The organism is Moraxella sp. CTOTU47579 (assembly GCF_032004885.1).
GTDB lineage: Bacteria > Pseudomonadota > Gammaproteobacteria > Pseudomonadales > Moraxellaceae > Faucicola > Faucicola tetraodonis.
Genome location: NZ_DALZOJ010000004.1, coordinates 1 through 13782 on the forward strand (window position 1 = coordinate 1; position 13782 = coordinate 13782).

10 protein-coding genes are annotated in these 13782 nt (G+C 43.8%); 2 read left to right on the forward strand and 8 right to left on the reverse strand.

What is annotated here, in order from left to right; genetic code table 11:
- Nucleotides 1-154 precede the first annotated feature (154 nt).
- The 5 genes from dut to hemB form a co-directional block, all read right to left on the reverse strand.
- Entirely contained in the window at nucleotides 155-619 is a 465-nt protein-coding gene (gene dut / locus RTP55_RS03665) for a dUTP diphosphatase (RefSeq protein ID WP_135890274.1), read from the reverse strand.
- 192 nt (nucleotides 620-811) lie between these two features.
- Nucleotides 812-1381: a porin family protein gene (locus tag RTP55_RS03670; protein ID WP_312384290.1), complete on the reverse strand. Its 570-nt coding sequence runs from the start codon at nucleotides 1379-1381 to the stop codon at nucleotides 812-814.
- Nucleotides 1382-1778: 397 nt separating this feature from the next.
- Nucleotides 1779-3818, reverse strand: a complete 2040-nt coding sequence (locus tag RTP55_RS03675; RefSeq protein ID WP_312384292.1) for a UvrD-helicase domain-containing protein — start codon at nucleotides 3816-3818, stop codon at nucleotides 1779-1781.
- Between the two features lie 207 nt (nucleotides 3819-4025).
- Nucleotides 4026-4238, reverse strand: a complete 213-nt coding sequence (locus RTP55_RS03680) for a hypothetical protein (RefSeq protein WP_312384293.1) — start codon at nucleotides 4236-4238, stop codon at nucleotides 4026-4028.
- A gap of 449 nt (nucleotides 4239-4687) precedes the next feature.
- The gene (gene hemB / locus RTP55_RS03685; RefSeq protein ID WP_312384294.1) at nucleotides 4688-5692 is read right to left on the reverse strand and encodes a porphobilinogen synthase; all 1005 of its coding nucleotides are present in this window, start codon (nucleotides 5690-5692) and stop codon (nucleotides 4688-4690) included.
- A gap of 150 nt (nucleotides 5693-5842) precedes the next feature.
- Between hemB and RTP55_RS03690 the strand changes: the two genes are divergently transcribed.
- A complete protein-coding gene (locus RTP55_RS03690) occupies nucleotides 5843-6451 on the forward strand; it encodes a thioesterase family protein (protein WP_312384296.1) in 609 nt (202 codons plus the stop codon).
- A 113-nt stretch (nucleotides 6452-6564) separates the two neighbouring features.
- Here the strand turns inward: RTP55_RS03690 and RTP55_RS03695 are convergent, their stop codons facing one another.
- The 3 genes from RTP55_RS03695 to RTP55_RS03705 all read right to left on the reverse strand — a co-directional run bounded on the left by RTP55_RS03695 (nucleotide 6565) and on the right by RTP55_RS03705 (nucleotide 12906).
- Entirely contained in the window at nucleotides 6565-8157 is a 1593-nt protein-coding gene (locus tag RTP55_RS03695) for an efflux transporter outer membrane subunit (RefSeq protein ID WP_312384297.1), read from the reverse strand.
- A 76-nt stretch (nucleotides 8158-8233) separates the two neighbouring features.
- Nucleotides 8234-11506: an efflux RND transporter permease subunit gene (locus RTP55_RS03700; RefSeq protein WP_312384299.1), complete on the reverse strand. Its 3273-nt coding sequence runs from the start codon at nucleotides 11504-11506 to the stop codon at nucleotides 8234-8236.
- A 14-nt stretch (nucleotides 11507-11520) separates the two neighbouring features.
- Nucleotides 11521-12906, reverse strand: coding sequence for an efflux RND transporter periplasmic adaptor subunit (locus RTP55_RS03705; protein ID WP_312384301.1), 1386 nt, complete (start codon nucleotides 12904-12906; stop codon nucleotides 11521-11523).
- Between the two features lie 287 nt (nucleotides 12907-13193).
- Between RTP55_RS03705 and RTP55_RS03710 the strand changes: the two genes are divergently transcribed.
- A complete protein-coding gene (locus RTP55_RS03710; protein WP_312384302.1) occupies nucleotides 13194-13772 on the forward strand; it encodes a TetR/AcrR family transcriptional regulator in 579 nt (192 codons plus the stop codon).
- Nucleotides 13773-13782 lie beyond the last annotated feature (10 nt).

Sequence of the window (13782 nt, forward strand, 5' to 3'; positions counted from 1 at the left end):
CTGACTGCTTTTTTTGTTATGATAGCGCTTTTTTAAAGGGCTGCGTAACTTCAGTAACTGATTTTATACCACCAAAATCATAGCATTGAAGTTTGGCAAAATAATTAAATACTCTGTTATAAATTGTTAAAAAAAAATGAGAAAACGGTAACAATTAATGGGTTCCCGTTGAGCCAAAGCCGCCTTCACCGCGTACACTGATATCAGAAAACTCCGCTACAATCTCAAAAGTCGGACGCGCAATCGGCACGACCAAGTACTGCGCCATTTTCTCGCCAGGTTGTAAGACATAATCGGTTTGACTACGGTTCCAGATAGAGACCATTAATTCGCCTTGGTAATCAGCATCAATTACGCCCGTCAGATTACCGAGGACAATACCATGCTTATGCCCTAGCCCTGAGCGCGGCATGATAAAACCGACATAATCAGGGTCTTGAATATAGATGGCGAGTCCTGTACCAATCAACTGGCTTTCACCAGCTTTTATGCTGATAGGCTCATCGATACAAGCACGCAAATCTATGCCCGCAGAGCCGTCTGTCGCGCGATGAGGTAGGGGAAATTTATCATCATTACCAATTTTGGGGTTTAAAATCTTGACTTGTACTTGCTTCATGCTCACCAACTTATCTTAAATTTATAAAAAGATGTATAAAAACCACTCTATTATAAACCTAAATGGCACAATACTGAGCAACTACCAAAGTAAGTTTTTTGAAGAAAAAAAGATACCAAAAAAAGAGCAGCCATAAGCTACTCTTTTGTATTGATATCCAGTATTCATCTATTAATTCAATTAGCAATTCAATTAGAATTTATAGTGAGCACCGACAGTGACTAAGTCTGTATCAACTGAAACATTATTTGTTACGTCAACTGAAGGCAGACGCGTATATTCAGCTTCTACAGATGCATTTGGTGAAAGGTTATAACCTAAGCCGACACCACCTGCTACACCCGACTTGTCATATTTATCACCATCAAAATCAACTTGGGTTTGCGCAATACCTAATTTACCTTTGGCATAAACATTCGATGCTGGAAATTGGTATTTATAAGTACCATATAAACCTGCCGTGTTAGTGCTAATTTCACCTACTTTCGTACCGCTATATTTTAGATCTTCTTTTGAAGAATCCACATATTCTACTTCTGCACCAAAGTTAGGGGTAAAGTTATAACCTGCATACACACCATAAGCGGTTTGGTTGTCAGTATCAAGACGGTCAACATCAGTATTAAATTGACCCGCTTTAACACCTACATAGGGTTGACCTGCGTAACCCACAGTATTGGTTTGATAAAGGGCAGCGTTTGCACCTGCAGTCACAACTGTACCTGCAATTAAGGCTAAAAGGGTTTTATTTAAAGTTTTCATCGTCTTCTCCTTTAGAAGTTTTTTGAAAAGTATCACAACAAGCTATGTAAAATTTTAGTTAAGTTAATTTGAATCTGTGGAATTCAAATATTGCCCTGCTTGTTTTGTTAAAGCCATCATAGCAAAATAAATTTAGATTACTGTCTGTGTTTAACAGGTCGGACGTTAAGTTATGAAATGAAATTTGCCAAAAAGGTAACTAAGCTACCTATTTGAAATTTTTTGTTACATCTCCTATCAAACACCTGTTTCCCAAGAAATATTTAGTTACATTTACTTGAGTGATTGGGTCAAATCTTTGTCATACAGGCTGTTTTGCAATAAAAAAAGGGCTTAAAGTTACCTTTTTGCCCTTTTTTTACGCCTTTTCTGCTATGCCGTTTTTTTTATCAATTAATTATTTGGCGGCTTTGCTTTTGAGTAACGCCTGAATATTGGCCAAATAATCCTCTGCGGTTTTCTTGGGTTGATGCGCTGCCGCTGATTTTTTCATGCCAGGGGCATCGATATGTTCTGTCGGCAACTCGTCGATAAATCGGCTAGGGGTGGTGGTTTTCATTTGCCCGCCTGCACGGCGCTGGGCAGCCATTGTCATGGTCAGCTCTTTACGGGCACGGGTAATCCCCACGTACATCAAGCGTCGTTCTTCTTCGATGGATTCAGCAATAATGGAGTTTTTATGCGGTAATAGTTCTTCTTCAAGTCCCATGATATAGACATAATCAAACTCAAGCCCTTTAGCGGCGTGTAGTGTCATCAGATTGACTTTATTGGTATTTTCCTCTTCCTGCTGCTGCTCAAGCATATCAAGTAACACAAGCTTACGAATGACTGCATCAATGGTGCGATCATCGTCATCATCCGCGCGGTTAATCAGGTTTTGGATACTGGCGTATAGGGTTTCGATATTATCAATACGAATTTTTTCTTGCTGCGGGGTTTTTGCTTCGCTTCGTACCAAATCAATATAGCCAGTTTCATCAATCATTTGCTTGACCAGCGGCACAGGGTCGGGATGCTGGTATAGCTCTTGGGTGTAACGCTCGATAAAATCAGCAAATTCTTTAAGCTCGCCACTGGCTTTTTTGGGTAACACATGCGTCAGTCCACTATGACCACTTGCCATCAATAGTGAGACTTGGTGTTCTTGGGCAAATAGTCCGAGTTTTTCAAGGCTGGCAGGTCCAAGCCCACGTTTTGGGGTATTGATAATGCGTAAAAAGGCACTGTCGTCTTCAGGATTTAGAATCAAGCGCAAATAGCTCATAATGTCTTTGATTTCACTACGGGCAAAGAACGACGTGCCGCCTGATAACTTATAAGGAATTTGCAGCTGACGTAGCTGAGCTTCCAACATACGCGCCTGAAAGTTACTACGATACAGTACCGCATAATCTTGCCATTCATTGGCATTGCGAAGTTTGTGAGTGATGATTTCTTTGGCAACGCGTTCGGCTTCATCATCATCGTTACGACAATTGATGATGCGAATCAGCTCGCCATGCCCTTTATCTGACCATAATTTTTTTTCAAATAAATGCTCATTATTGGTAATCACTGAGTTGGCAGCGTGCAAAATACGCGACGTAGAGCGATAGTTTTGCTCAAGCTTAACCACCTTTAATTTGGGAAAATCCTCTTGCAGCAGTGCCATGTTTTCAGGTTTTGCCCCACGCCATGCATAGATGGATTGGTCATCATCACCCACCACCGTAAAACGCGGCTGCACGCCAACGAGCAGTTTAATCAATTCATATTGCGCGGTATTGGTGTCTTGGTATTCATCTACCAGTAGATAGCGTATGCGATTTTGCCATTTGTCACGTATTTGGGTATTTTCTTGCAGTAGCCGTGTCGGCATTACAATTAAGTCATCAAAATCCACCGCATTATAGGCACGTAGGTTACGCTCGTAGAGTTGATAGAGCGTTGCAAATAGCATATCTTCAGGGTCGGTCAGCGTATCCGCTGCTTTTTCAGGGGGGATTAGGTCATTTTTCCAATCGGAAATCATTTTGATAGCTTTACCGACCAATTCACGGCTCTCGGCACCGCTCATGTTGTCTCGCACCATCAAATCCATCAACAGCCGCTTGCTATCTTCGGCGTCCATGATGGAAAAATTGCCTTTAAGCGGCGTATGCAATAACTCGTAACGTAAAAACTGCAAGCCAAATTGGTGAAACGTCGAGACAGTTAAGCCTTTGGTTTTATCACTTGGCAATAATTTTTGCACACGGGCTTTCATCTCGCGAGCCGCTTTGTTGGTAAAGGTGACCGCAGTGATACGCTCAGCTGGCATTTGGCATTCTTCAATCAGATAAGCGATTTTACGGGTAATCACTGATGTCTTACCCGAACCTGCACCTGCCAGTACCAGCAAGGGTCCAGAGACATATTGCATGGCTTCTTGTTGGCGAGGGTTTAATTGGCTCATAGTCGCTTCCACCGTTAATAAAAGTTGCTCAGTAAAAAATTGACAATCGACTATTATAGTCTAAAGCGCAAAAGATAAGGGCATAGTTGACGGTAAAATTTTAAGAATTAATCCGTGCAATAATCCATAAGCCGGTGGTCATCAATGACTGCCATAAAAAAAAGATGCGGCATCGCATCTTCTGTTAATTAAATTGATAACAATATATTAATTATGGGTAGACAATACCACCTGTTGGCTCGGCTGATTTAAGGTACTAACAACCGCATCAGTCGGACTTATCGATGGCTGAGTATCCTTTGTCAAATCAGCGGAAAGTTTAAAGCTGAGTGCCAAAAATGACATCATAGCCACTGCCATCATGGCGTTTTTGATTGGGCTATTAGCAATCGAACTATTAGAAATTGGTGCATTACTCATCATCTTATCCTCGATTAATCAGCTAGCAGATACCACTCTCGTCTTTTATTTGTTATTAACCCCATTATCTGCTTATTTTTTTCAAAAATATAATGCCAAAAAGTAATCAATTATTGTAAAACGCTAAAAATGACGCCAAAAAAGGCTCGTCCAAAATTAGTAAGCTTAGTCAATAGGGGTAAATAAGAGTGTGTATTTTAGCTTTAGCTTCTTTACTTTAACTTATTGTGCATGAAATTGAAGGATAAACTAAGTTTCTATTTAGTAAGTAAATGGATAAAAAAATAATAAAAGTTAGCAGATTTGTTATTCTCTATGACATTAAGTAACTTTTTATCACACTCGTTAGCGCGCTCGATGCTTTTAAGTTAATAAATGTAACATCAAAAAAAGGCGACACTGATTGATAAACCAGTGTCGCCTTTAAGTTTTAATCAAATTTTAAGATATTATTGATTGAGCTTTTGGGCGGCTGTCATTGCAAAATAAGTTAAGATACCGTCAGCACCTGCACGGCGAAACCCTAACAGTGATTCTAAAATAACGTCCTCGCTTAACCAGCCGTTTTGTATCGCCGCCATGTGCATGGCATATTCACCCGATACTTGATACGCATAAGTCGGCACGCCAAACGTATCTTTGACTTCGCGTACCAAATCAAGATAAGGCTGACCTGGTTTGACCATTACCATGTCCGCGCCTTCTTGGATGTCGAGGGCGACTTCATGCAGGGCTTCAGCGCGATTACCAAAATCCATTTGGTATTGTTTTTTGTGTCCGCCTTTAAGGTTGCCTGCGCTGCCGACTGCATCACGAAACGGTCCATAATACGCAGACGCGTATTTGGCAGAATACGCCATAATGGCGGTATTAATAAAATTTTCTCCATCCAATGCTTGACGAAGCGCGGCAATACGACCATCCATCATATCGCTTGGCGAGATGATATCCGCCCCTGCACGGGCGTGGCTCAGGGTTTGTTTGGCGAGGATTTCAACGGTAATGTCATTGAGCACGTAGCCATTGTCATCGACAATACCGTCTTGACCATGACTGGTATAGGGGTCGAGTGCCACATCAGTCATCACCACCATCTCAGGTAGGGCGTCTTTAATCGCTTTGATAGCAGTGCAGGCAAGACCGTTCTCATCATAGGCGTGTTCAGCCTGTAGCGATTTAAGGTTTGGGCTAATGACAGGGAATAAATCAATGGTGGTGACGCCTAGACTGAGTAGTTGCTTGGCATACTCAATTAGCAAGTCCACGCTCAAACGCTCAACGCCTGGCATGCTTGCCACAGCTTGGCGCTGCTGTTTACCCTCAATGACAAACACGGGCGCAATCAGATGCTTGGGTTCAATGCTGGTTTCTTGCACCATGGCGCGGATATTGTCGTTGTAACGTAGTCGACGTAAGCGAGTATTGGGGAATGAACGGTTAAAAATATAACTCATAAAAACCTCTTATTATCGAGTGATACTTATTATTAAGTAACGTTATCAAGTAACGCAGAAATTGTATAAGGATAAATAAGCAAAATTTGCTAGAATGATAATTTTTTAAAAAGCTATCTTACCACAATCTACTTACGCATGGAGGGCGCCGTGAGTTTAAACCCTGTAAATGCCAATCAATTAGCCGCTCAGTTATCGACTGATAGCACTAACATGACTGACACGACGTCTAAAGAAAATGATGAGCATTCTGATTTGGCAAACGAGTCGCAACTGCAGCTCAATGAAGACAGTGAGCATCACGCTATCAGCAAACCTAGTATTGATGTGCTAGGGCAGCAGCTCGCCAACATCATGTCCCAAAGCCCATTTGTGGCGCATACCTTTACTACCTATCATTATGAAGATGGCAGAGTATATGGTAAGGTCAAGTCCAATCCTGCCCTCATCGGTAATCCAAATTTTGAGATTTTGCATGGCGGTATGACGGCGACGCTATTAGATACCATAGGCGGGCTTGAGGGCATGCTGGAAATCTATCGTCGTGACCAAGGCACGTTTGAAGAGCAGACCAAAAAAATCAAACGCATGGCAACCGTCGATTTGCGCGTCGATTATCTAGCCCCTGGGCGCGGTCATGAGTTTATGGTCACAGCCGAAGTGATTCGTATGGGACGAAAAGGCTGTACCACGCGGATGATGTTGGTCAATGATGAAGGAAAGCTCATCGCGCATGGCATCGCCAGTTATGCATTTTAAAACAGCCATTTATAGTAAAAAACCCATAAAAAACCCACAGTGATGTGGGTTTTTTACTATAACAGCTTACGGCTAATCTAATGCACTAGCTCTAATGAGCTAGGTCTAATGTATTAGGGTTGGACTGTGGTTGTGGTGGTCGTTGTTGAGGTTGTTTTAGTAGTCACTTGGGCAGGCTGATGGGCTGCATCAGTAATTTTTTGCTGGGCATTGTTGGCAACCTGTGACAACTTGGTGCTGAAATTCGTATGTTTTTCTGTGGGTGTTTCGAGCGGTACATCGCGACTCACCCCGCCACCTAAAACTTGGTATAGCTGAATTTGACTGAGCAATTGCGACTGCTTGGTATTTAGAATACTTTGTTGGCTGCTGTAAATCGAACGCTGTGCATCTAATACGCCCAAATAATTGTCTAAACCTGCTTTGAAGCGCGCTTGAACAATTTGATAGTATTTTTGGTTAGCAGCAAGCGACTGGTTGTACGCGGTCAACTGCTGATTTAACGTTGCGCGATTGGCAAATACGTCATTGACTTCTTTAAAAGCGGTTTGAATCGCTTTTTCATAAGTATTTAGCGCTTGTTGTTGCTCGATTTCACTCACTTGGTAGTTGGCCTTACGTAGACCTGCATCAAAAATCGGCAAGCTCACGCTCGGTCCAAAACCCCAGCTAAATGCGCCTGTTTTAAACAAATCGCCTAAGCTTGAGCTGGCAGCACCCACATTGCCCGATAGGCTAATGGTTGGATAAAACGCAGCGCGCGCGGCGTTAATATTTGCGCCTGCGGCTTTTAAGTTATATTCCGCTTGACGCAAATCAGGACGATACAATAACAAATCACTGGGTAAGCCCGTGCCAAAAATACGATTATTGGTGATGCTACTAATGGCCGCTGCGGGTAGTAGGCTATTATCCACCGGGGCACCTACTAAATAGCGCAGGGCATTTTGGTTGGTCAACAAATTAGTTTGTGCTTGGGCGATAGACACTTTGGCAGCTTCAACCGCCGCTTGGGCTTGTACGGTACTTAGCTGCGAATCAAGACCTGCTTTAAAACGCAGCTGGTTAATGCGAAGTGAATCTTGGCGTGTGGCTAAGGTTTGTTTGGCAAGTTGCAGTTGTGCCAGATTATAGCTGTAGGCCACATAGCTTTGCGCAATGTTACTAATCAAGCTAATTTGCGCGGCATCTTTGGCAGCAGTGGTCGCAAGATAGTTTTGTAAGGCGGCATCTTTGAGGCTCGCAATACGTCCCCAAAAGTCAAACTCGTAACTTGACATTGCCAGACCGACATTGTAAGTACTACTAGGATTGGCATCTCTTGAGTTTGTTGCACCGTAAGAATATGAGCCAGAACTATTGATAGTGGGCACATCGGCGATGTCTTGGATTTGGTATTGTGCGCGGGCTTTTTGAATTGCCAAAATCGTGGCACTGATGTCTTTGTTGTTGTCTAAACCCAATTGAATCAGTTGTTTTAGCTTGGCATCACTATAAAAATCCTGCCAACGCTGAGACGCGATACTCGGCTGATTGGTGCCGCTAACAGTCTGACTGTCATAGGTTTCATAAGGCTGATTAATTGCGATATGCGGCTGCGCCACGACAGGCTCAGTTTTGGCTTTTGGAATGGTTTGACAAGCGCTGAGCGATAGTAGGGTGGCTACTATAGCGGTCAGGGGTACTAGGCGAAAGGTAGAATCCATATAACTTACCTGTATAAACATAATGTGTTTGTTATTGTAAAAGATTAAATGGGTAAAATGTTTACCCATTTATGTCTTATTGATGGTTTGATTGTGAACTGTCCTCAGGCTTATAGATACTCACCTGTGTGGGCTGTGTGACAGCGACAGGTTCAGCAGGATTAGGTGAGTAGGGTGATACAGGTTGTAAATCACCAATGTTGCCATCATTGCCATCATTGGGGTCGTGCGGTTTTTTACCTTTAATCAGTGAGCGTATCCACACATAGAACATTGGGATAAAGAACACCCCTAGGATAGTCGCACTGACCACGCCGCCTAATACACTTGTACCAATCGCATTTTGGCTACCTGAGCCTGCGCCCGTTGCCAAGAATAAGGGCACCACACCAATACCAAACGCCAATGATGTCATAATAATCGGGCGTAATCGTTGGCGAGCAGCGACAGTAACCGAGTCATATAGACTATGTCCCAAATCTTGTCGTTCTTTGGCAAATTCAATAATCAAAATCGCATTTTTGGCAGATAAACCGACAACGGTCAGCAGACCCACTTGCAGATAAATATCGTTTGAAAGCCCGCGTAAACCGGTAAACAGCGCAGCACCCAATACCCCAAGTGGCACAACAAGTAGTACTGCAAAGGGAATTGACCAGCTTTCATACAGTGCAGCTAAACATAAGAAAACCACTAAAATCGAAATGGCGTACAGCATGGGTGCTTGGGCGCCAGATTTTTTCTCTTCTAACGATAAACCTGTCCATTCATAACTGATACCTTTTGGCAGTTTGGCAATCATTTGTTCCATCGCCGTCATCGCTTGACCGGTACTAAGTCCTGGCGCTGCGTTACCTTGTAAGTTCATCGATGACAAGCTGTTATAACGCGTTAGCGTAGGCGAACCATACTGCCATTCACCGGTGGCAAACGAGCTAAACGGAATCATCTGATTGTCACTGTTACGTACATACCATTTGTTGATGTCCTCTGGGGTGGTACGGCTCTCAGCTTCACCTTGCATATACACTTTTTTGATACGACCACGATCCATAAAGTCATTGACGTAGCTACCACCCCAAGCGGTACTAAGAACACTGTTAATCACGCTCGGCGCGACACCCATAGCCGCAGCAGAATCATAATTGACGTTGACTTTGTATTGGGGTGAATCTTCTTGTCCATTTGGACGCACGCCACTGACTTGTTTATTTTGCGCCGCCATGCCCAGTAGCATGTTACGGGCTTGCAGCAAGCCTTCGTGACCTAAGTTGCCTGAGTCTTGTAGCTGCAGATCAAAACCCGTTGCCGTACCCAAACCTTGAATAGCAGGCGGTGAAATGGCATATACTTGGGCTTCATTGACTTGGGTCATAAAATAACCCATGGCACGTTTGGCAATCGATTGCGCGGTATTTTCTTTACCAGGGCGCTCATCCCAATCTTTTAAGCGTACAAATGCCAATCCCATATTTTGCCCTTGACCGGCAAAACTAAAGCCATTGACCGTAAATACAGACTGCACAAGGTCTTTTTCTTGGGTTTTATAATAGGCGTTGACCTTTTCGATAACCGCTTGCGTTTGATTTTGGGTACTACCGGCAGGCAGTTGCACCAATGTCAACAGCACACCTTGGTCTTCTTCGGGAATAAATGAACTTGGAATACGGGTAAATAAGAACACCAATGCCGCAATCACCAAGGCATAAGGAATCATATATAGCCAGCGCATTTTGATACTGCGACCCACAAAGCTTTCATAGCCTTTACTAAGACGCATAAACATACGGTTAAATGCGCCAAAGAAACCGGTCTGATGCCCGCTGTGTTTGTCATGGGCTTTAGTGCGTTTGAGGATAGTCGCACATAGGGCAGGGGTGAAAATCAAGGCAACTAGGGCAGATAGTACCATGCTGCTGATAAGCGTCACGGAGAACTGGCGATAAATCACCCCAGTTGAGCCGCCAAAGAATGCCATCGGTAAAAAGACAGCCGACAAAATCAAGGCAATACCAATCACCACTTTACTGATTTCGCGCATCGATTCACGGGTGGCTTCCAGTGGCGTCATGTCTGGATTTTCTTCCAGCAAACGCTCAACGTTTTCGACCACGACAATCGCGTCATCGACTAATAGACCGATGGATAACACCATGGCAAACAGCGTCAACACATTGATGGTATAGCCAAATGCGTACAAAATACCAAACGTACCCAGTATTACCACAGGTACTGCCAACGTAGGAATAATCGTTGCGCGCCAGCTTTGTAAAAACAAGAACATCACTAAAAATACCAGCGCAATCGCTTCAGCAAGTGTTCTGACCACTTCCTCAATCGACAAACGTACAAATGGCGTGGTGTCATAGGCAACTGAGGCTTTTAAGCCCGCAGGAAAATTAGGTTCAAGCTCTTTAAGTTTGGCTTCTACGGCATCACGTGTGCTTAAAGCATTGGCGCCAGATGACAGTGAGATACCGATACCTGCCGCATCCTTGCCATTGTAGCGGGCAATGGGGCTGTAGCTTTCACTACCAATTTCCACTTTGGCGACATCGCCCAAGCGAATTTGCGCGCCATTTGTGTTACTTTTAAGCAAAATATTACGAAATTGCTCTGGGGTTTGTAAGTAACTTTGCACAGTCACTGTGGCATTAATGGCTTGACGGGCTTCGTCAGTGGGTGTTTGTCCTAGCTGACCGGCTGATACTTGTGCGTTTTGCGCTTGAATTGCGCTGGTGATATCCGAGGGTATTAAACCATAGGTACGAAGTTTTTCAGGGTCTAACCAAATACGCATGGCATACGCAGAGCCAAACACATTGACGTTACCCACACCATCGACACGGCTGAGCTGGTCAACCACGTTGGAGTTGAGATAATCGGCAATATCGGCACGATCCATACTGCCATCTTCGGATGTCATCGCCAGTACCATCAAAAAGCCACTCGTGGACTTATTGACGTTGACCCCCATGCGCTGCACCATCTCTGGCAGCGAACTCATGGCAGATTGCAGTTTGTTTTGGACTTGGACTTGTGCCGTATCGGGATCTGTCCCATTCTCAAAGGTCAAGGTAATTTGCGCAGCGCCACTTGATGATGAACTTGAGGACATATACATCAATCCATCAAGCCCTTTCATTTTTTGCTCAATCACCTGCGTGACGGAGTCTTCAATGGTTTGGGCAGCGGCACCTGGATAAGTTGCTGAGATACTAATGGTAGGTGGGGCAATACGTGGGTACTGCTCAATCGGTAATTTAAAAATTGCTAAGATACCCATCAGCATGATGAGCATGGCAATCACCCAAGCAAAGATGGGTCTATCAATAAAAAAGCGTGACATGATATCTCCCGTGCTTATGGCTGCGCAGTTTTGGCGGTAGTTGAGCTATTTGTTACGGTCGTTTTGGTCGTCGTCGTGGTAGAAGCATTGGTCGGTACCGCGGTTGAGGCTGGCTGCGATGCCACATATGGCATGGCTTTGACTTGCTGATCTGGTTTGACTTTGGCGCCACCAACCATCACCACTTGCTCACCTTGTTTTAGACCGCTAGTGACAATCCATTGACCTTGGTGGGTACCTTGAACCGTAACTGGGCGTACTTGGATTTTATTATTGGCGTCAACCACATACACGGTTGATTCACCTTTGGCTGTACGATTAATGGCACTTTGTGGCAATAATACGGCATTATTGATGATACCTTGAATCAACTGGGCATTCACCATCATCCCTGGCAACAGCACAAAGTTATCATTGCTAAATACCGCACGCAGATTAACCGTGCCTGTGGTACTATCCACTTTAGCTTCTTCGAAGCGAAGTTGCCCCACCATCGGGTAGGTTGAGCCATCAGCGAGCTTTAACTGAACCTGTGCGGTACGCGGTGTGCTAAGTTTACCAGCCGCAAATTGCTGACGAAGCGCCAATAACTCGGCGGCTGATTGACTGATATCGACATAAATTGGATTAAGTTGCGAGACGGTTACCATCTGCGTCGTGCCCGCGGTGGCAAGCGCACCGACATTGACATTTGAGCGACTGGTGATACCACTAATAGGCGCTTTAACCACAGTACGGCTCATGGTGAGCTGATTGCTATTCACTGATTGCTGTGCGCCGCGAGCCGCTGCTTGGGCGGCATCAATATTGGCTTGTGCCACCCCGACTTGCGCCTGCGCATTTTTAACCGCTGCTTGAGCGGTACGCACGGCGGTTGCCCCTTGGTCATATTCTTGACTTGAGATAGCCTCAGTACCACGTAGCTGTTTTAGACGGTTTAAATTGGTTTGAGCCAGCGCAAGTTCGGCTTGGCGGGTTTCTAGCACCGCTAAGGCATTATTATAGTTGGCTTTTGCGGTATTGACACTAGCAAGGCTTTGGTCAAGGCTTGCGCGACTACCGGCAAGTACACTGGTGTAGCTATCGGTATTGATTTGATATAACGGCTGATTTTGTTTGACAAAAGTGCCTTCGCGAAACAACTGGCGGTCAATAATACCTGACACTTGCGGCGTAACGGTGGCTTCTTGATAGGCGACAACTTTACCTGATAACTCTTTGGTAAGTGGAATCGTTTGGAATGTTACAGGCTGTACATTGACTATTGTGGGTGGCATTTGCGCCTGTGCTCCTGCACCGCCGCCGCCACTTTGTTGCTGGGCTGCTGTGTCTGACTTATTACACCCGATTAATAAGCTACAACTCGCTAATGACACCATGAACAACACTGGGTATCTCATACCAACCTCATAAAAAGTAGGGAATTTTAAAAAAAATATTATAAAATAAATGCGACATTGTTGTTGCAATATTTACGATAAGACACAAAACTTTAGGATAACTAAATGATAGCTACATTACTACCAGTTATCGGCAGCCATTATTTTAAAAAAAAATCTTAGATTGCGAAACCAACAATATTAAACAAAGTAAGTGTTTAAGCAACAATTATTACCTATTTGTATGGATAAAAATTTTAAAATGTCAAAGCCATTGATAGATTTTTTTAATAAGGAAGCATTTGCGCATGACTTTAAATCGTAACAAGTCACCTGATTTACGTGTTGTCAAAACCCATAAAGCCATCCGTGAAGCCTTTATTATGTTGTTGTCCGAGCAGGAGTACAACGATATTGCTATCCAAGCAATTTTGGAGCGCGCCAAAGTCAATCGCGCTACTTTTTATAAATATTACAGTGGTAAGGGTGATTTGGCTGGGCAGATGATTGATGATTTCAAGCAGGAAGTCAGCCAGCTATTTCAAGACAGGCTCAATGCTGATAGTCAAATGCTACAAATGATTATGGAAAATCATTCACAAAAAATGTTTGAACGCCGCCAACAGATGCTTGCCCTGTGGAAAATCCGTACCCAACACCACAATCTTTATCATGATATGTTTTTGATGGGTAAGCAAAACTTTATTGAACTGGCTAAAAAACAAAAGGCGACAGACTATTTGACGGCTGAGGCGATTGATTACCAAGCCACCATGATGGCAACTATCTTGATGTCAAGTTTTAAATACTATTTTGAAAAAGATTTGCCAATCCCAGCCGATTTAAAGGTTGAATGGGAGCAAATGCTTATCATCACAATGAGTTAATTTTCGCATC

What these genes read in the sequence shown, in the direction of transcription:
- dut (WP_135890274.1), bottom strand. Translation starts at nt 619, where the DNA reads ATGAAGCAAGTACAAGTCAAGATTTTAAACCCCAAAATTGGTAATGAT.
- RTP55_RS03670 (WP_312384290.1), bottom strand. Translation starts at nt 1,381, where the DNA reads ATGAAAACTTTAAATAAAACCCTTTTAGCCTTAATTGCAGGTACAGTT.
- RTP55_RS03675 (WP_312384292.1), bottom strand. Translation starts at nt 3,818, where the DNA reads ATGAGCCAATTAAACCCTCGCCAACAAGAAGCCATGCAATATGTCTCT.
- RTP55_RS03680 (WP_312384293.1), bottom strand. Translation starts at nt 4,238, where the DNA reads ATGAGTAATGCACCAATTTCTAATAGTTCGATTGCTAATAGCCCAATC.
- hemB (WP_312384294.1), bottom strand. Translation starts at nt 5,692, where the DNA reads ATGAGTTATATTTTTAACCGTTCATTCCCCAATACTCGCTTACGTCGA.
- RTP55_RS03695 (WP_312384297.1), bottom strand. Translation starts at nt 8,157, where the DNA reads ATGGATTCTACCTTTCGCCTAGTACCCCTGACCGCTATAGTAGCCACC.
- RTP55_RS03700 (WP_312384299.1), bottom strand. Translation starts at nt 11,506, where the DNA reads ATGTCACGCTTTTTTATTGATAGACCCATCTTTGCTTGGGTGATTGCC.
- RTP55_RS03705 (WP_312384301.1), bottom strand. Translation starts at nt 12,906, where the DNA reads ATGAGATACCCAGTGTTGTTCATGGTGTCATTAGCGAGTTGTAGCTTA.
- RTP55_RS03710 (WP_312384302.1), top strand. Translation starts at nt 13,194, where the DNA reads ATGACTTTAAATCGTAACAAGTCACCTGATTTACGTGTTGTCAAAACC.